Annotated in this window: 20 protein-coding genes and 1 pseudogene; 13 read left to right on the forward strand and 8 right to left on the reverse strand. The window is 62.5% G+C overall.

What is annotated here, in order from left to right; all coding sequences use genetic code 11:
• Window positions 1-143, forward strand: a pseudogene (locus GWC77_RS24685) (sulfate adenylyltransferase); the annotation flags it as partial.
• Window positions 144-250: 107 nt separating this feature from the next.
• On the opposite strand, the gene GWC77_RS24690 reads toward GWC77_RS24685, so the two are convergent.
• Together GWC77_RS24690 and GWC77_RS24695 are read right to left on the reverse strand one after the other, a co-directional pair.
• A complete protein-coding gene (locus GWC77_RS24690) occupies window positions 251-445 on the reverse strand; it encodes a glycine zipper 2TM domain-containing protein (RefSeq protein ID WP_173261253.1) in 195 nt (64 codons plus the stop codon).
• A gap of 102 nt (window positions 446-547) precedes the next feature.
• Window positions 548-1,207 (reverse strand): helix-turn-helix domain-containing protein, encoded by a 660-nt coding sequence (locus GWC77_RS24695; protein WP_254367151.1) that lies wholly within the window; start codon window positions 1,205-1,207, stop codon window positions 548-550.
• 733 nt (window positions 1,208-1,940) lie between these two features.
• Here GWC77_RS24695 and GWC77_RS24700 point away from each other — a divergent pair.
• Genes GWC77_RS24700 through GWC77_RS24725 form a run of 6 tightly spaced genes read left to right on the forward strand, consistent with a single transcriptional unit; the run spans window position 1,941 to window position 7,019 of the window.
• Window positions 1,941-2,552: a c-type cytochrome gene (locus tag GWC77_RS24700; RefSeq protein WP_254367152.1), complete on the forward strand. Its 612-nt coding sequence runs from the start codon at window positions 1,941-1,943 to the stop codon at window positions 2,550-2,552.
• Between the two features lie 44 nt (window positions 2,553-2,596).
• Window positions 2,597-3,841: a cytochrome c gene (locus GWC77_RS24705; protein WP_254367153.1), complete on the forward strand. Its 1,245-nt coding sequence runs from the start codon at window positions 2,597-2,599 to the stop codon at window positions 3,839-3,841.
• Window positions 3,842-3,854: 13 nt separating this feature from the next.
• Window positions 3,855-4,037 (forward strand): cytochrome c oxidase subunit 2A, encoded by a 183-nt coding sequence (locus tag GWC77_RS24710; protein WP_173261259.1) that lies wholly within the window; start codon window positions 3,855-3,857, stop codon window positions 4,035-4,037.
• Between the two features lie 9 nt (window positions 4,038-4,046).
• A complete protein-coding gene (locus GWC77_RS24715; protein ID WP_173261261.1) occupies window positions 4,047-4,616 on the forward strand; it encodes a cupredoxin domain-containing protein in 570 nt (189 codons plus the stop codon).
• A complete protein-coding gene (locus GWC77_RS24720; RefSeq protein ID WP_173261264.1) occupies window positions 4,606-6,231 on the forward strand; it encodes a cbb3-type cytochrome c oxidase subunit I in 1,626 nt (541 codons plus the stop codon). Before GWC77_RS24715 ends, GWC77_RS24720 begins: the two co-directional genes overlap by 11 nt.
• Window positions 6,228-7,019, forward strand: coding sequence for a cytochrome c (locus tag GWC77_RS24725; RefSeq protein ID WP_173261266.1), 792 nt, complete (start codon window positions 6,228-6,230; stop codon window positions 7,017-7,019). The genes GWC77_RS24720 and GWC77_RS24725 overlap by 4 nt, the downstream gene beginning before the upstream one ends.
• Before the next feature lie 43 nt (window positions 7,020-7,062).
• Here the strand turns inward: GWC77_RS24725 and GWC77_RS24730 are convergent, their stop codons facing one another.
• Window positions 7,063-7,560 (reverse strand): Lrp/AsnC family transcriptional regulator, encoded by a 498-nt coding sequence (locus GWC77_RS24730; RefSeq protein ID WP_173261268.1) that lies wholly within the window; start codon window positions 7,558-7,560, stop codon window positions 7,063-7,065.
• A 471-nt stretch (window positions 7,561-8,031) separates the two neighbouring features.
• Between GWC77_RS24730 and GWC77_RS24735 the strand changes: the two genes are divergently transcribed.
• The 3 genes from GWC77_RS24735 to GWC77_RS24745 all read left to right on the forward strand — a co-directional run bounded on the left by GWC77_RS24735 (window position 8,032) and on the right by GWC77_RS24745 (window position 9,846).
• Entirely contained in the window at window positions 8,032-8,649 is a 618-nt protein-coding gene (locus GWC77_RS24735; protein ID WP_173261270.1) for a hypothetical protein, read from the forward strand.
• A 126-nt stretch (window positions 8,650-8,775) separates the two neighbouring features.
• Window positions 8,776-9,213 (forward strand): hypothetical protein, encoded by a 438-nt coding sequence (locus GWC77_RS24740; RefSeq protein ID WP_173261272.1) that lies wholly within the window; start codon window positions 8,776-8,778, stop codon window positions 9,211-9,213.
• A gap of 153 nt (window positions 9,214-9,366) precedes the next feature.
• On the forward strand, window positions 9,367-9,846 hold the full coding sequence (locus GWC77_RS24745; RefSeq protein WP_173261274.1) for a DoxX family protein: 480 nt from the start codon (window positions 9,367-9,369) through the stop codon (window positions 9,844-9,846).
• A 14-nt stretch (window positions 9,847-9,860) separates the two neighbouring features.
• Here GWC77_RS24745 and GWC77_RS24750 read toward each other — a convergent pair whose 3' ends face one another.
• Both GWC77_RS24750 and GWC77_RS24755 read right to left on the reverse strand, forming a co-directional pair.
• Window positions 9,861-10,406, reverse strand: coding sequence for a sigma-70 family RNA polymerase sigma factor (locus GWC77_RS24750; RefSeq protein ID WP_173261275.1), 546 nt, complete (start codon window positions 10,404-10,406; stop codon window positions 9,861-9,863).
• Window positions 10,407-10,425: 19 nt separating this feature from the next.
• Entirely contained in the window at window positions 10,426-11,067 is a 642-nt protein-coding gene (locus tag GWC77_RS24755; protein WP_173261276.1) for a DUF1109 domain-containing protein, read from the reverse strand.
• Window positions 11,068-11,322: 255 nt separating this feature from the next.
• Between GWC77_RS24755 and GWC77_RS24760 the strand changes: the two genes are divergently transcribed.
• The 3 genes from GWC77_RS24760 to GWC77_RS24770 all read left to right on the forward strand — a co-directional run bounded on the left by GWC77_RS24760 (window position 11,323) and on the right by GWC77_RS24770 (window position 13,538).
• Complete coding sequence (locus tag GWC77_RS24760; protein ID WP_254367150.1) at window positions 11,323-12,210, forward strand: DUF692 domain-containing protein; 888 nt, start codon at window positions 11,323-11,325, stop codon at window positions 12,208-12,210.
• The gene (locus GWC77_RS24765; protein ID WP_173261277.1) at window positions 12,207-12,974 is read left to right on the forward strand and encodes a DNA-binding domain-containing protein; all 768 of its coding nucleotides are present in this window, start codon (window positions 12,207-12,209) and stop codon (window positions 12,972-12,974) included. The genes GWC77_RS24760 and GWC77_RS24765 overlap by 4 nt, the downstream gene beginning before the upstream one ends.
• 237 nt (window positions 12,975-13,211) lie before the next feature.
• Window positions 13,212-13,538, forward strand: coding sequence for a hypothetical protein (locus tag GWC77_RS24770; RefSeq protein ID WP_173261278.1), 327 nt, complete (start codon window positions 13,212-13,214; stop codon window positions 13,536-13,538).
• A 94-nt stretch (window positions 13,539-13,632) separates the two neighbouring features.
• Here the strand turns inward: GWC77_RS24770 and GWC77_RS24775 are convergent, their stop codons facing one another.
• The 3 genes from GWC77_RS24775 to GWC77_RS24785 all read right to left on the reverse strand — a co-directional run bounded on the left by GWC77_RS24775 (window position 13,633) and on the right by GWC77_RS24785 (window position 15,946).
• Window positions 13,633-14,028: a hypothetical protein gene (locus GWC77_RS24775; protein WP_173261279.1), complete on the reverse strand. Its 396-nt coding sequence runs from the start codon at window positions 14,026-14,028 to the stop codon at window positions 13,633-13,635.
• Between the two features lie 83 nt (window positions 14,029-14,111).
• Window positions 14,112-15,347 carry a nickel/cobalt transporter gene (locus GWC77_RS24780; protein ID WP_173261280.1) on the reverse strand — a complete coding sequence of 412 codons (1,236 nt, stop codon included), beginning with the start codon at window positions 15,345-15,347 and terminating at the stop codon, window positions 14,112-14,114.
• Complete coding sequence (locus GWC77_RS24785) at window positions 15,341-15,946, reverse strand: DUF1007 family protein (RefSeq protein ID WP_173261281.1); 606 nt, start codon at window positions 15,944-15,946, stop codon at window positions 15,341-15,343. The genes GWC77_RS24780 and GWC77_RS24785 overlap by 7 nt, the downstream gene beginning before the upstream one ends.
• Window positions 15,947-16,347: the final 401 nt, after the last annotated feature.

A 16,347-nucleotide genomic window follows, 5' to 3' on the forward strand; every position in this document is an offset into this window, starting at 1 on the left:
TCGGACGGGTGTCGCTGACGCTGCAAAAGCCGGTGGTGTGCGACGTGTATGACGAGCAGCCGGCGACGGGCGCGTTCGTGCTCATCGACGAGGCCACGCATCATACGGTGGCTGCCGGCATGATTCGACGCTTCGAAGCATGAGCGAAGCGGAAGTGCGCTGACGACGGCAGGTTTTTGCGTTCGCTGCCTATGCTGTTTGATCTGCCAAAAAAAGCGAGGGCGTACCCTCGCCTTTTCATTGCATGGATTTATTTGCCCAGTTCATAGCCGACGATACCGCCTGCTACCGCACCGCCCACTGTACCTGCGGTGCTGCCATGCGTGAGCTTGTTGCCCGCGTAGCCGCCCACCGCCGCACCGCCGAGCGTGCACCCACCGAGCAGGGACAGCGCGGCGACGAGGGCACCTATTCGAGCGCGCTTGAATCGTACGAACTGAATCATGATGCAACCTCCGCATCGCTAGTCATACCGCATAGCGAGCAAGGCGCGTGCCACCGTGGGCGAGCAGGCCGAGTTTCGTTGTCAGCCATGCTTCCATGAAGTCTAAGCCGGACACCGCCCTTGTTGCGCCTCATTCAATCTGCGCAGATCGAGAATCCGAATATCCTTGCCGTTGACCTCGATCACCCTGTCTTTCTGAAAGCGCGAGAGCGATCGACTCACGGTCTCGAGCTTGATACCGAGAAAGCTGCCCATTTCCTCGCGCGTCATGCGCAATACGAATTGCGTCGGTGAATAGGCGCGCGCTTGCAACCGCCCTGACAGATCCAGCAGAAAGCTCGCGACGCGTTCGTCGGCCGTCATCGTACCCAGCAGCAGCATGAGGCCACTCTCGCGTACGAGTTCTGCGGAGAGCATGCGATAGACATGATGCTGCACCGCCTTCACTTCGCGGCTAAGCAATTCGAGCAGTTGGAACGGCATCACGCATACGCTGCTGTCTTCGAGCGCGATCGCATCGCTCGCGCATTGCCCGTCTGAGATGCCGTCGAGTCCCAGCGGCTCGCCGGCAAGATAAAAGCCGGTGACCTGTTCACGACCGTCGGGCAGCAGGGTTACCTTCTTGAAGGAGCCCGTGCGCACCGCATAGACGTTCTTGAACGTATCGCCCACACGATAGAGTGCCTCGCCCTTCTTGAGCTGGCGGTAGGCGAGCACGAGATCGTCCATTTCCCGGGTGCACGCCAGATCGTCAGGGTTCATTGCGCAAAACTGCCGCATTGCGCAACTCTTGCACGATTCGGCCGGCAGCGGCCTGGCCGTCGTCAAGGAATGCGGGACCTCGTATCCGTACCGTTCGGAAGCACGCTCGCGAGCGACTAACATTTCGTTCTCCTCAATGCATTTGAAGCAAGCTTCGCTGTTTGGCGGGCCGTTGTCACTCGATCGACCGCGGCCAACCGTCGCACCGCGCGTTTCCCTTGGCAGCGGCCGCGACAGTTCGTTGCGGCTCAGGCCAGACGGCGCGCGGCGGCGAGCGTGCCCTGCGGCAAATCGGCACTGTCCATGACATGGATCAATGGCAGACCATACGACGGTTGGTTTAATGGGGCAGTTTCGGGGCCGCAAATGGGTGGGCCGCGATATCGTCACGGAGCCGGGTGAGCATCCTCATGCCGTACACCGTCTCGCGCGTCCGTGGGAACGGACCTTGCTCCCCGCTCGGGGTGCCCGGTGAAGCTCGGCCGGACGATATCGCAGCATTTCCATCATTGCATGTCATTGACTAGAATCATCGGCACAGCCACAAAAAGTCGCATTGCCGTTCCGGTTCGCACTGTGTGCGTTGCCCTCGCATACGCCGAGTTGCCTATCGATCCGTCGCCGGAGACGATGACTGATGCTAAGAAGAACTGTCGCTGTCGCCTTGTCGTGCCTTGTCTGGACGAGCACGGTTCGCGCTGGGGACCATGCTCCCGAGCGCGCGCCGGATACCATGGGGGCGCGCCTACTGGGCTGCGCCGCTTGCCATGGGGGGCGCGGCGAAGGCACCAATAACGATTACTTCCCGCGATTGGCCGGCAAGCCGGCCGGCTACCTCTACAACCAGTTGATCGCGTTTCGCGATGGGCAGCGGCAATACCCGCCGATGAACTACCTGCTCGCTTATCTGCCCGATGCCTATCTGCGCAAGATTGCGGACTACTTCGCCGCTCAGCGTCCCCCCTATCCGCCGCCTTTGACACCGGCCGTCCCCGCTGCCCTGCTCGCGCGCGGCGAGCAGCTCGTGAAAAGAGGCGATCCGGCGAACGACATTCCCGCCTGCGCCGCGTGTCACGGTGCCGCGCTGACCGGCAGGGAACCCGGCATTCCGGGACTGCTGGGATTGCACGCCCAGTATGTGAGCGCCCAACTCGGCGCGTGGCGCTACGGCACGCGCAAATCGATCGCGCCGGATTGCATGCATGCCGTCGCATCGCGTCTTTCGAACGATGACATCACGGCGGTTGCCGCGTGGCTCGCGGCGTCGCCCGGACCGGCCAATCCCGCGCCCGTCGCCAGGGGAAGCCTGAAATTGCCGCTCGCCTGCGGCAGCGAACCGCAATGACGGAGTATCCGGTGTCCGCATTTTTCCTCTTCCTTCGACGCAGGCTGACGAGCCTTGGCGCGCCTTTCGTGCTTGCTGCCTCGTGCACGGTCGCGTTCGCTCAAGGCCCGAGTCCCACGGCTGCCGATCCGGTCAAGCGCGGCGAATATCTCGCGCGCGCCGGCGACTGCATTGCGTGCCATACGAGACCGGGCGACAAGCTTTTCTCCGGTGGCCGGCCGATGCCGACACCGTTCGGTACGCTCTATTCGCCGAACATCACACCCGATAGCGAAACCGGCATCGGGCAATGGAGCGCCGACGAGTTCTACTCGATGATGCACACCGGCCGCTCGCGCGACGGCGCGCTGCTCTATCCGGCGATGCCGTTCGGTGCCTACACGAAAGTCACACGGGCCGACAGCGACGCGATCTTCGCTTATCTGAAGTCCGTGCCGCCCGTGCGGCAGCCCAATCGGCCGCATGAGCTACGCTTTCCGTACAACAACCGGCAACTGCTGATCGGTTGGCGCACGCTCTATTTCCACGAGGGCGAATACCAGCCCGACCCGACCCGCTCGGTCGAATGGAATCGCGGCGCCTATCTGGTCGACGGGCTCGGCCACTGCTCGATGTGTCACACCGCCATCAACGCGCTCGGAGGCAGCTCCGAATCGACGGCGTTCGAAGGCGGTCTGATTCCGATGCAGGACTGGTACGCGCCATCGCTCACGTCGAACAAGGAAGCCGGTCTCGGCGATTGGAGCATCTCCGACATCGCCGATCTACTGCAAAAAGGCGTCTCGCGCCGTGGGGCCGTTTATGGACCGATGGCGGAAGTCGTCTACGACAGCTTGCAATACCTGTCCGACGACGATGTGCGTGCGATGGCGGTCTACCTGAAGTCGTTGCCGCAACACGGCGGACCGACCAGCGGTTCGAACGGGAACGTATCGCGCGAAGAACGGGGGCTGCTCTTCACGCTCGGCGGCAAGATCTATCAGGCGCAGTGCGCCAGTTGTCATGGCAAGTCCGGCGAGGGCAAGCTGCCCGACTTCCCGCCGCTTGCGAACAACCAGTCCATTCAAATGACATCGGCCGTCAATCCGATCCGCATGGTGCTCAACGGGGGATACGCGCCCGGCACGGCCCGCAACCCCATGCCTTACGGTATGCCGCCTTTCGCGCAATCGCTGACCGACGACGAAGTGGCGGCTGTCGTCACCTATATCCGGACCGCCTGGGGCAACCGCGGCGCGCCCGTTTCGGCGAAGGAAGCGAACGCGCTGCGCTCCGCTACCTTGTATTGATTTGGGGACCGCCATGAACACAAGCAACGAAGCGCGCGTACCAGTCGAGCGCGGCGACGACAGGCAGGTCGAGGAAATCGTCCGCTCCGGGCCGAGCGGCGCCCTCGCCGTCGCAGGGATCGCCACGGCCATCGTCATCGCGTTGTGGTTCGCGTTCTACTTCCTCGTCTTTCTACCTCGCGGCGTCATTTACTGATCGAACGACATGTCGAACACTCCCCATCCCGGCCATTCGGACGGCGCGGACGTCGTAGAGCGCATCGAGCGCAGCTGGGCGATCGTTGCGGTCGGTCTCATCGTGGTGCTCGTCGCCATGGTCGTCTATACGGGCTTGCATTGGGCGATGATGCCGCCGTCGCGCGTCGAGACGATCGACCCGACGACGCTGCACGTGACGGGCGAATTCATCGAGAGCAATCTCGGCACGGCGCGCGAAGCCGATGGCTCCGTGACGGTGCGCGTCGTCGCTCAGCAATATTCGTTCACGCCGCAATGCATCCTCGTTCCGGCCGGTACGCCGGTGACGTTTCGCGTGACGAGCGCCGATGTCGTGCATGGCTTTCTCGTCACCGATACCAATATCAATTCCATGGTCGAGCCCGGTTACGTATCGACCTTCAAGACGAAGTTCGACAAGCCGGCCGAGCATCTGATGCCATGCCACGAGTACTGCGGCACAGGTCACGAAGGGATGTGGGCCAATGTGAAGGCGATCGATCGCGCCGAATTCGACAAGCTCGCGGCAACTGCCCGGAGGCTCAGCTGTGTTAAATAACCGACGTCTCGTGCTTGCGCACTTCTGGTTCGCGTTCGCGACCTTCGGCGTGGCGCTGCTGCTCGGCGCGTGGCAGATGTACGTGCGTTCCCCGCTACATGCATGGCTTCGCCAGCCCGAGCTCTACTACCGCTCGGTCACGGCACACGGCTCCGTCATGGGCTACGTCTTCCCGACGCTGATCGCGATGGGTTTCGGCTATGCCATCACCGAGCTTTCGCTGGACCAGACGCTGCGCGGCAAACGCTGGGCATGGGCGGGCTGGTGGCTCGTCGTGGTCGGCTCGCTGATGGCGATGGTGACGGTCGCGCTCGGCAGCGCGTCGGTGCTCTACACGTTCTATCCGCCGATGATCGGCAGTCCTTTCTATTATCTGGGCGTCGTGCTCGTCGTCGTCGGATCGTGGATATGGGTTGCGCTGATGTCGATCAATCTGCACGTCTGGAAACGCGCGAACCCGGGCAAGCCCGTGCCGTTGCCCATGTTCGCGAACGTGGCGGGATCGTATCTGTGGGGCTGGACCGCTGTCGGTGCGGCGCTCGAAATCCTGTTTCAAATTTTGCCTGTCGCGTTCGGGCTCAAGTCGACGATCGATTCCGGGCTTGCCCGCGTATTTTTCTCGTGGACACTGCATGCGATCGTTTATTTCTGGCTGATGCCCGCTTACATCGCCTACTACACGCTCGTGCCGCGTGCTGTCGGGGGGCGCCTGTACAGCGACGGCATGGCGCGCATTTCGTTCATTCTGTTTCTCGTCGTGGCGATGCCGATCGGCATCCATCATCTTTTCGCCGACCCGCAGGTGGGTTCCGGCTTCAAATTCCTGCAATCGGTCTTCACCGCGCTCGTTTCGGTGCCGACACTGCTGACGGTTTTCACGATCTGCGCATCGGTCGAGATCGCCGGGCGGCTGCGCGGGGGCCGCGGCGCGTTCGGTTGGCTGCGCGTGCTGCCGTGGCACGAACCGATGATGCTCGCCGTGGCGTTTTCGTTCGTCATGCTGGGTTTCGGCGGCGCGGGCGGGCTCATCAACATGAGCTACCAGCTCGATTCGACCATTCACAACACGCAGTGGATCACGGGCCACTTCCATCTGATCTTCGGCGGCGCCATCGTCATTATGTATTTCGCCATCGCCTACGAGCTGTGGCCACAATTGACGGGGCGTGCGCTATCGAGTGTCACGTTGATGAAGTGGCAGCTCTGGCTATGGTTCGTCGGGATGATCGTGACGACGTTTCCGTGGCACTACGCCGGCATTCTCGGCATGCCGCGACGCATGGCGTACTTCGATTTCAGCAATCCGGCCCTGGCGCCCGAGGCGATCACCGTGACCATGTCGACAGTCGGCGCGTTGATTCTGGTCGCATCCGCGGTGCTGTTTTTCATGGTGTTGGTACGCGGGCATCGCGGTGCGGCGGTGACGCCCGCGCAGTTCGAATTCGCGACGGCCGTGCATCCGCCCAAGACGCTTCCTGTTGCGCTCAACAGCTTCGGGTTATGGCTTGCGCTGATGATCGGGCTGACGGTGGTCAACTACGGTTACCCGATCGCGCAGCTGCTCGTGCTCAAGGAGACCGCGGTGCCCGCGGTCTGGATGGGAGGCCAGCGATGACGACGGAACGGCTTTTCTCGCTGCGCAACCGATGGTTCGCACTGAGCGTCGGATCGACGGTCGGAATAGCGGCCGCGGCGGCGCTCATCGGTTTCGTCTGGCTGCCTTCTGTCCAAACCGATGCGCAGTTCACTGGCATCTGGAATGCGATATGCAGCGCGGCGGGCGTGCCGCAAAAGTGGTTGATTTCGACGCCGCTCACCTCGCGCGTGAAGACGAGCGATGTGGTGTTGACGCCGTCGACGCTCGGCAATGCCGATGCGCTTTCGATCGGCCGCGGCGCCACACTTTCATTGCGGTGCACGATGTGCCACGGTCCGCAGGGGCTGAGTCAGGCGAACTCGCCCAATTTGGCCGGCCAATATGCGACAGTCGTCTACAAGCAGTTGCGCGATTATCAAAGCGGTGCGCGCACCAATGCCGTCATGGCGCCGATGGTCGCGACACTGAGCGATCAGGACATGCGCGACCTCGCGGCCTATTACGCCAACTTGCCGCGTCTCACCGGCAATCACCCCGCATTGCAGCCGGTGCCCGATATCGTTGCGGTCGGCGCGCCGATGCGCAATATCGCGCCCTGCGCGTCGTGCCATGGCGCAGTGGATCGCACGATCGGCGCACCATGGCTCGAGGGCGAGCCAGCCATCTACATGCGCGCGCAATTGCAGGCGTTTGCGTCGGGCGATCGCCACAACGATACGAGCGAACAGATGCGCAACGTTGCTCGACAGATGACGCCAGGTGAAATCGAGGCTGCGGCGCAGTACTACGCGAGTCAGCGGCCGTAGCTATCGTTGCGCCGCGTCCGCAGGCGCGGCGCAACGATGACCTTCATTCCGTGCGAGCACTCGCGCGAGTCTTGCCGCTTATTACCGCGTGATCGAGCGGCAAGGCGGTGGTCTGCTTGACGACTTCCATGGCGAAGCTGGCGCTCACATCGAGCAGCTCGGCGACTTTGATGAGCCGTTTGTACACACTGTCGTACCCCGCGATGTCCGGCACGACCACCTTCAGTAGATAGTCGACCTCGCCCGACATGCGATAGATCTCGACGATCTCGGGTACCGTCGCGACGCCCTTCAGAAACCGTGCGGTCCAGGCATCGTTGTGCTGGCTCGCGCGAATCATGACGAAAGCGGTGAGCCCCAGATTGAGCTTCGCCGGATCGCAGAGCACCACCTGCTTGCGAATCACGCCATCCTCGCGCAGCCGCTGGATGCGCCGCCAGCAGGGTGTCGGCGACAGGTTGACGGCGCTCGCGATTTCGTTCAGGCCGAGCGAAGCATCTTCCTGCAATAGCGTAATTATTTGCGCGTCTATTCTGTCCATAGCCAATCCGCTGAAAAAGTTTTGCAAGTATAGGCGTAGTACGCGTATGACGCGACGGCAATGCGGCCACGAACTGTCGATGCGGACAGCGAAGGGCTTCGGCGTCCGTCACAGTGCTTCGCCTCGTCAAAGAAGCGCTTCGCCGTTGCGGTATTAAATTGGGCTTCGTATTCGAGAGAGGTACAAGCGATGACTATTTCCGTGTTCAGACGCACATCGGCTCACGGCGCTGGCGATAGCGCTCATCGATCCGGACCGAGGCATGCGCGGGTTGCGACGGAGCCCGCTACGAACTCGCTGCCTTCGACGTTGGGCGGGCTTCGACGATTGGAGAACGGACTGCGCAAAGTGTTGCCGCAGCCATTGACCCGTTCGTTGTTCGGCCGCCTTGCGCCGCTTCCTTCAGCGAACAAAAGCGCCGCGGATTCGGCTCGCTCACCCCATGAAGACGCTGGCGTTGGGCCCGCACCCGTGAACGGTCACGACGCGCGCTTTTCCAGCACCCCAGGCCCCGACCTCGTCGAACTGGCTGCGGCGCTCGTGGGCTTTGAGAACGAGACCGTGCGTTACATCGAGATCGAAAGCATTCTTGATAAATGCGAGACCGGGCGCGCCATGATGACCGACGAGCTCGCCCACGCCGTCTTTCGAGCGATTGCGTCGTTTCAGGATACGCCGCGGGGCGAGCTGCTCGATCGCGCGCTCCACTTGGTGTGCCGCGATCCGAACTTGAACGTTTCAGCGCACGCACTCGTGTACGACGAATGGTTTCCGGACGAATGCGAGCAAGTCTTCAAGCACATGTATGCCACGGTGATAGCGTCGGGAGACACCCCCGAACGTGCTGTGCGGCTCGCAACGCTTACTGCGCTGCTTTATCGATTGCCGCCTTTGGTCCACGACGAAGCTGTCGATAAAGTGATTGAGGTCATCGCCCAGACGGAAAGTATGGAAAACAGGTGGGCGCCGCTAACGGAACTGCGCAGGCATGCAGATCGCCTATGGCACGAGAGTCATGACAGAGCGTACATGCTGCGGGTAATCGAGCAGCTCGGTGGCAAAGCCGTCATAACGTTGCAGCACGTCTGATGGCCCCATCGTGGGTTCACGATGCACCGCGTAACGCTTTCGACGATGTCGGGCGGCGCATGCATGGCGATCGGTTATTTGAAACGATATATACTGTTTGTATCGTTTACCGACCGGGAGACCACGATGACCGACGCAACCACGCCGAAGCGCACTACGGGCAGGACGGCGCGCGTGCCGAAACACGCGAACGGGCATGCGAGAACGCACAGCGACGCTCAGTCCATCCGAGTGAATGAAGCAGCTACTGAGCCGGCACATGTTTCCGTCAAGGCGGGGAAAAAGGGCAGAGCCGAGAAGACAGCCGCAGCCGTGCCGACGCCCGAAAAAACGAAACGCCAGAAGAAAGAGAAGGTGGTGCGCGACAGTTTCACGATGCCCAAATCGGATTACGAGCGCATTGCATCGCTCAAGCAGAAGTGCCTCGATGCCGGCGTCGCGGTCAAGAAGAGCGAATTGCTGCGCGCCGGGCTGATCTTGCTCGACGCATTGTCGAGCAAACGTCTCGTCGCGGCGGTCTCGACGGTCGAGACGGTCAAAACCGGCCGCCCCGCGAAGGACTGAGCCGTCGTCGTGCCGCAGCATGCCGTCGAAAACAAAACGACGCATGCTGTAACCGCGTATGCGCACATCGCGAACTAATGCACAGCTTCCTTGATCGGCCGACGCCTCGCCCCCGATGCGCCGGCACCGTGCATCTTCTCGATGGAGACCGACATGCAAACGACTCATTCCGGGGCCGCGGCGTCCCCTGCCATAACGGGGCTGCGCGGGCGATGGAACCGACTTGCCGATCTGGCTTCGCGAAGCATCGGCCATTCACTGCTGGCACTCGTGTGCCGCGCGGCGATTGCAGCGATTTTCTTTCTTTCGGGGCGCACCAAGGTCGTCGGATTGCTGACGCTGACGCCCGGCACGTACCAGCTGTTTCGCGACGAATACAAGATTCCGTTGATTCCCCCTGAGATCGCCGCGCACATCGCCGCCTATTCCGAGCATCTGTTTCCGTTGCTGCTCGTGCTGGGGCTCTTTACGCGCGGCGCGGCGTTGGCGCTACTCGGTATGACGACCGTCATCGAAGTGTTCGTCTATCCCGATGCGTGGCCTACGCATCTTTCTTGGGCAGGGCTGTTGCTTTACCTGGTTGCGCGCGGCGCGGGCGATGTTTCGCTCGACCGGTGGCTCGGTATCAAGTAACGAGTCCGGCACCCCTACGCGATCGTGCGAAGCTTGGCCGCGAGCGCTTTCAAGCCCCGATGCACGCCCACCTTGACAGCCGATTCGGACAACCCCGTCAGTTGCGCCGTTTCGGCGACGGAAAGTCCCTCGAGCTTCACATGCTGAATCGGCAGCCGCTGCTTGTCGGGGAGTTGCTGCAGCAGCTTGCCGATATCCCGGCGGGCCGAGGCGGGCTCATCGTCGCATACGGCAAAGATATCGATGTAATCGTCGATCGGATCGTGCAGCGATTCGCGCCGCGCCCGCGCGCGAAAGAAATCCATCAACTTGTAGCGTGCGATAGCGTGCACCCATGCCGTGAGCGGTTCGTCCGCCCGATAGGTGTGGCGTCCGTTATGGACCGCGAGCAGGATTTCCTGCACGAGATCTTCGACGTCGTCGCTCAATTGCGGAATGCGTCTGCGCAGGAAGCCGCGAAGATGGCGCGTCAGCTCGCTCAGAAACGTCTGATAAGCGAGCGCGTCCCCGGCCATTGCATCGATGAGCAGGGCTCGCAGGCGAGTTTCTACCGGTTGCACGTCGCTCCCGTGATCGAATTCACCAGTGCAACCATCTGGGGCCGACCAGTGCTCCGACTGCCGTCGGCACGAGCATGCCGAGGATGTACCAGAGTGCCCAGAAGGCGACGCTCATTTCCGGGCAATGCAGGCAGTAGGCGATGGTAGCAGTGGCTCCGGCCAAAAGTCCCGTTGCCGCGCCGGCAAGGCGCAGGTTCGTCGGCGCGAGTCCACGGACGGCCGCGAACGCGGCGATGAACCCCGGAATCGAGAGAAACGCGATATTGAAAGGGCAGGAGCGCCAGGTCTCGCCCATGACCAGCGCGACGCGCGCACCTGCCGGTGCCAGCAGCACGACGATGAACCCCGCCAGCCAGACGGCGGCGACGGGGATGCCGATGCCGGCCCACGCCAGACCGACGCGTGCCCCGGGGCGCGCCAGCCTGATCGTGACAGCGAGCGCGCCGGCGGCGAGCGCGACGGGCAAGGCGACCTTGGCCCAGAAGATCGGCGTCGCCGAAACGGTGCCAATGTCGGGCCGGATGCCGTAGCAGGTCACCACGAGCAGCGTCGCGCCGAGCGCGGCTGCGAGCAAGGCCCAGCCGAAGCGCCGAGCCACCACGTGCCGATCGACCGGTGTGATCCCTCTTGCCAACAACGAGACCAGTAGATCGGTTTCCATGTTCTTTGTACTCCAGTTCATGCATCTAGTTCGCCGCGCGGGCCTTTGCGGTTACAGCGCGGACGAAACGCGATTATCGGTCCAAAGCGTGCGGTTTGTGTGTAACCGCCCGCCTGTACCGTGCGAACTAAGTGGCGAGTGGCGGCTTTCGCGCCTTTTTGCTTTCATATGGACACATTCTTACATCATGCTTTCGCGCAAGATATGCGGCGGTACCCGAACGATCGTTTCGTTATTCGCGCGGGCGGTACGGGCATGAATGTCGAACCGCAACCGATGCCGCTTGGCGCAGGTCTCGGCTTGAAGCCTGCCCACTATGACGAGGCGCAGCGCGCGCGTATGCCCGGGCTCTGGTTCGAGGTGCATCCGGAAAATTACATGGTCGACGGCGGCCCGCGATTGGCGTGGCTCGAGACGATTCGCGGGCACCACCCGATATCGCTGCACGGCGTCGCGCTATCTCTGGCGGCGGCCGCACCGCCGGACGAAGCGCATTTGCTGCGCCTGAAAACGCTCGCGCAACGCGTACAACCCGCACTCGTTTCCGAGCATCTCGCGTGGTCTGCCTGGCGCGGCCACTATCTTCCCGATTTGCTGCCGTTTCCGCGTACGCATGAAGCGCTTGCGCGCATCTCGGCGAATATCGAGCGGACACAGGAAGTACTCGGCCGCCCGATCGCCATCGAAAACCCTGCGCATTATTTGACGATCGAGGGGCACGACTGGAGCGAAACCGATTTCTTACGCGAGCTTTGCGCGCGCACGGGCTGCGGTCTGCTCCTCGATGTGAACAACGTCTACGTGAGCGCACGCAACGTCGGCGTCGACGCTCTCGCGTATGTCGATGCGGTGCCGGCCGATCGCATCATGGAAATCCATCTTGCCGGTCATTCGCTCGATGCGGGCACATCGCCGGCGCTCGTGATCGATTCGCACGATGCCGATGTTGACGACGCCGTCTGGGCGCTCTATCGGCATGTCGTCGAGCGAGTGGGGCCGCGACCGACATTGATCGAGCGCGACGACAATATTCCCGCGTTCGACGTGCTGTGTGCCGAGCGCGACCTCGCACAAGCGATGCTCGATAGCGCGACTCAACCGGATCGCGATGCCAAAGCGGACATGGACGAGGTCGACGCATGAACGGTTCGCTCGGACGTTTCCAGGACGCATTCGCCGATGCACTTTTCGATGCGGCACCTGACGACGAGCAGATGGTCCGTCTGCAGGATCAACCGGGCTTTACGGTGTATCGCAATACGGTGTTCAAGGGCTGCGTCGATGCACTGCAAGCCAATTTCCCTGCCGTGGCTCGGCTCGTCGGTGAACCATGGTTTCGTTCGGCCGCGGCTGCATACGTGCGCGAGTGCGCACCGGCCGATGCGCGCCTCGTCCACTACGGCGCCGATTTCCCGGCGTTTCTCGAAGGCTTCGAACCGGCGCGTGACCTGCCGTATCTTGCCGGAGTAGCTCGGCTCGATGCGCTATGGGTGCAAGCGCATACAGCGCGCGACGATGTGTCGATCGACGCGGCTGCGGTGGCGGCCTTATCGGCCGAAGCGTTGGGACAAGCGATACTGCGTCCGCATGCGACGGCACGCTGGATTGAGTTCGATACGATGCCGGCGTTCACGATCTGGCGTGCGAACCGTGAGGGGCGGGAGGTTCCCGGCGATCTCGTCTGGCAAGGCGAGCGGGCGCTGCTGGTGCGCGCTTTCGGCGAAGTGACGTGGATGCCGTTGAGCGAAGCGGGCTATGCGTTTCTCGATGCCTGTGCCGAGGGTAGACAGTTCGATGCGGCGGCGGCCCGTGCGCTCGATGCGCAGCCCGATGCCGCGCTTGGCAACGTGGTCGGAGAATTGTTGGCGGCGGGTACGTTTAGTGCTGTTGAAACAGCACGACGATGAGCCCGCACAGGGCCGCCACGACCATTGAGCAGAAGGCCGACGTCCCGCCATGGCGCATTGCGCGTGCGCGCTCATCGCCTACACTTGGGAGTGCCGTTTGTCGATCGGGGTGACGGCTTCGACGAATCGGGCGCCGCAGCCTGATCCCACCCCAGCGGGCGAATGACGGCAAGGACGGCGAAGCGGCACTGCTGTCCAGGCTCATCTGGAACGAAGTTCAACGAAGGGAGTTCCATCATGTTGCAAACGAGCGAGATCCAGAAGCGCTTCAGTCATCTACAGCAAACCATCAGCGAAGCATCGCGCACCTGCGGTTCCAACCAGTCGCTTCCGCAAGACCTGAAAAAATGCGTCGAGCAGCTCGACAGCGAATGTCAGAAGGCGCAGTCCGTCATGGCTTCGCAGGACCAGGACCGGATGCGCCAGTGCATCGACGAGATGGAAAGCATCAGCGATCGCGCCGAGCGCGCGTGCAAGACCGCTGGCGGACTCGACGCGAAAGTGAAGCGGTGCGTCGATACGCTGCATAACGAATTGTCCGATTTCAAGCATCAGCTGCACTGACGTGCATCGATTGGTACTGTGAAATTTCGTTGCGGTACTAGCTAGTCGCACAACAGCAAGCCTCAGCCGTGAATCGGCACGGCGCTACAAGGCTTCATGCCTGCTCGGGAGTCGCGCGGACGACGGCGGCTCCTTGCAGGATCGACCGGGCAAGCGCATGTCCGAGTCCCATCGCGATGAAGCCGACGGCGAAGTGGGCCACCTGGATCAGCCAGTGAAGCGAGCCCGGCAACAACCGCAATTGCGCCACGCCAAGCACGGGCACGATCAGACTCCAGGCAAGCGCGAACAGCACGAATCCAGGGCGAACCCGTGCGATCCACGCCGACGCGATCAAGACCCAAAGACATACGACCAACAGTGCGCCGAGCAGCATGTGCAACGGTACGAGCGACAGCGCGCGGCCCGACCAGAACAGCAGGCCAAGAACGATAAGCGCGACCCCGGACAGACTTAGTAGCGAACGTGCAATGACGACAGTGCGTTTCATGACAGCTGACCTCGCAACGATAGACGGGACGGAAGAAAGGCCGGCAACAGCCTGCACGGGGCGTAAGCGCGGCCCCGTGGCGATCAATAGAAAGACGCCGTGGCGACCCCGCTGAGCAACAGCGCGAGTTGCAACGCGGAGAATAGCAAGATTGCGGCAATCGCACCGACGGCGAGCGCACGCCGGACACCTGTCGAACGAAAACGGTAACGCAACGCCAAGCTCGCGAGCGTCCGGTTCGCCCCGATACTGCCTAGACCGATCAGTGCAACCGTCGTCGCAACGCCGGCCGCCATCGCAAACGTCGCGGCGACGCCGGCGGCGGTTGCGCGAACCGCCATTGCCGTGACGAGGGCGAAGATCGCGCCGACGCATGGCCGCGTGCCCGCCGCCAAGCCGAGCATGAAGATCTGCGTGAGCCTTGGGCGGGAAGTACCGCTGCGTGTCGAGGCGCTGCGCGCAGTGCGGCCGCTTGCGCTTGACTCCGACAGGCTCGCCAGGCTGCCACCCAGGTAGGCGCCGTGTGCAGCGATGTCGGCCCGGCTTGGGGCATCGGCGGCTGCGGAAATCGTGACAGGGTCGGTGGTTCGATCGCCGCGTGGCAATCTGACGGCGGGCGGTTCGTCGCAGCATCGATCGCGCGCGGTGCTCGACCTGATCGCCCATGCGCTCGTGGCACACAGCAACGCATAGCTGACGATCTCCATCGATGCCGCATGCGGCATGACGCGCGTGAGTCCCGCGTGGGCGAACCATGCCGCGCCCAGCACGAGGCCGATCGCCGTCAGCGCCTGAACGAGCGCGGTCCATGCGCTCAGCAACACCGCATCGCCGATGCGCGCACGACGGGAGCCGAGATAAGTGCTGACGACGAGCTTACCGTGACCGGGTCCGAGCGCATGCAGCGAGCCGTAGGCGAACGACACGAGGATCAGTGTTACCCACGCTGCTGCCGACGCGCCATGCGACCACTGCTCCAAAAAGCGCTGGATGCGGCTGTTGAATACCGCCTGTACGCGTAGCCAGGAGCCGACGGCAGAGCGAACGGGGCTCGGTATATTGCGCGCCCACCATGACGTCGCTGCTCCCGCATCGGACGGCGCAGAGGCGGCCGCGGCTGTAGAACTTGCCGGCTGGCCGAAGACGTCGAGCGCTTGGGCATGCGCGGTCACGCAAACAGCTAAAAGCGCGAGCGCGAGGATGAGCGCGTAGACAGACAGCCTGCTCGATGGCCGGAATGCATGCCGCTTGGCGCGAGAAATGGTAATCGACAGGCGGCCGCGTATACGGCAAGGACCCAGAGGGACGCGGGCTAACATGCGATTTCACTCGCGCTGGGCAGCACGAAGCCGTTGAAAATCGGATGAGTCTTGTCGACGAAAGACCGGATCGAGCAATTCGGTGGCGAACCGGGCGCGAACGATATCGCGGGCTCCGGCTCCGGCTCGTAGTCGACATAGTACGAGGGGTCCCATATGCCGAGTTCGATCTTCTTGCCCCGCATGTCGATTGGTGTGGCGAGCGCCAGTCGGAACGAATAGGTGATTTTGCCGCCTTCCACGGATACTTTGAACGCGGTCGGCTCGCCGAAGGCCTGCGGGTTGCCGTCGACGAAAAGATGCGTGAAGTAGGCGCTGTGTGCAAGCGAGGCGAACGCTTGATCGTGGAAACGTTTCGTCAAGGCTGCGTCGAGCAGTCCGTTTGCCGGCAACTGATCGACGCCGACGAGTTGGACGGGAAAGCCTTCCGTAAAGCGCCAACGTTCTTCGATTGCGACGATCGATGTGCCGTTCGTGCTGACGCGCGCTGCATATTGGATCCAGACGTGCGGGTGTGCGAGTGCCACGCTCGCCGGCAATAGCAGGCAAAAAAGCGAGATTCGCGGCAACGCGAGAGCGCGGCGAGGGCGGTGGGGCATCGGGCAGGCGTTCGGTGACGGCGGAAAGTGGCCCTCATTATTACACCCGCTTGGAGGCCGCCGGTTATCGGCCGCCTCCTGAGTGCCACGCGTAATTGCCATCGCCCGCGCCGGCCAGGGCGGGGAGCGTTGTCGGCGCTTTCTGGCCGACAAGAGCGAGACCGCCATCGGCGATTAGCCAAGCATTGGGCAACGCTTCTTGACGTTGGAAATGGCGCCGGCCGTTGGTCGCGCTTTCCGGAGAACCCTGAGCGGCGACAATTGGCCATTCCATTAGCAGCTTGCTGAAATACCACTCGCCTGGTCATCGGACGAGGTGGCCGAAGCGTTGATAAGAAAGCCCTGTCTGCCTCCTGAAGATCATGCGCGGTAGCGACACATTCACCGAGAAGTTGTTCACG

The sequence above is a fragment of the Paraburkholderia sp. NMBU_R16 genome, assembly GCF_013282575.1.
GTDB lineage: Bacteria > Pseudomonadota > Gammaproteobacteria > Burkholderiales > Burkholderiaceae > Trinickia.

Bases quoted from the DNA above. Each gene is read 5' to 3' on its own strand.
- GWC77_RS24695 (WP_254367151.1), bottom strand. From the start codon at position 1,207: ATGAACCCTGACGATCTGGCGTGCACCCGGGAAATGGACGATCTCGTG.
- GWC77_RS24780 (WP_173261280.1), bottom strand. From the start codon at position 15,347: ATGTTAGCCCGCGTCCCTCTGGGTCCTTGCCGTATACGCGGCCGCCTG.
- GWC77_RS24740 (WP_173261272.1), top strand. From the start codon at position 8,776: ATGACCGACGCAACCACGCCGAAGCGCACTACGGGCAGGACGGCGCGC.
- GWC77_RS24775 (WP_173261279.1), bottom strand. From the start codon at position 14,028: ATGAAACGCACTGTCGTCATTGCACGTTCGCTACTAAGTCTGTCCGGG.
- GWC77_RS24700 (WP_254367152.1), top strand. From the start codon at position 1,941: ATGGGGGCGCGCCTACTGGGCTGCGCCGCTTGCCATGGGGGGCGCGGC.
- GWC77_RS24770 (WP_173261278.1), top strand. From the start codon at position 13,212: ATGTTGCAAACGAGCGAGATCCAGAAGCGCTTCAGTCATCTACAGCAA.
- GWC77_RS24765 (WP_173261277.1), top strand. From the start codon at position 12,207: ATGAACGGTTCGCTCGGACGTTTCCAGGACGCATTCGCCGATGCACTT.
- GWC77_RS24755 (WP_173261276.1), bottom strand. From the start codon at position 11,067: ATGGAAACCGATCTACTGGTCTCGTTGTTGGCAAGAGGGATCACACCG.
- GWC77_RS24725 (WP_173261266.1), top strand. From the start codon at position 6,228: ATGACGACGGAACGGCTTTTCTCGCTGCGCAACCGATGGTTCGCACTG.
- GWC77_RS24715 (WP_173261261.1), top strand. From the start codon at position 4,047: ATGTCGAACACTCCCCATCCCGGCCATTCGGACGGCGCGGACGTCGTA.
- GWC77_RS24730 (WP_173261268.1), bottom strand. From the start codon at position 7,560: ATGGACAGAATAGACGCGCAAATAATTACGCTATTGCAGGAAGATGCT.
- GWC77_RS24690 (WP_173261253.1), bottom strand. From the start codon at position 445: ATGATTCAGTTCGTACGATTCAAGCGCGCTCGAATAGGTGCCCTCGTC.
- GWC77_RS24745 (WP_173261274.1), top strand. From the start codon at position 9,367: ATGCAAACGACTCATTCCGGGGCCGCGGCGTCCCCTGCCATAACGGGG.
- GWC77_RS24760 (WP_254367150.1), top strand. From the start codon at position 11,323: ATGAATGTCGAACCGCAACCGATGCCGCTTGGCGCAGGTCTCGGCTTG.
- GWC77_RS24785 (WP_173261281.1), bottom strand. From the start codon at position 15,946: ATGCCCCACCGCCCTCGCCGCGCTCTCGCGTTGCCGCGAATCTCGCTT.
- GWC77_RS24710 (WP_173261259.1), top strand. From the start codon at position 3,855: ATGAACACAAGCAACGAAGCGCGCGTACCAGTCGAGCGCGGCGACGAC.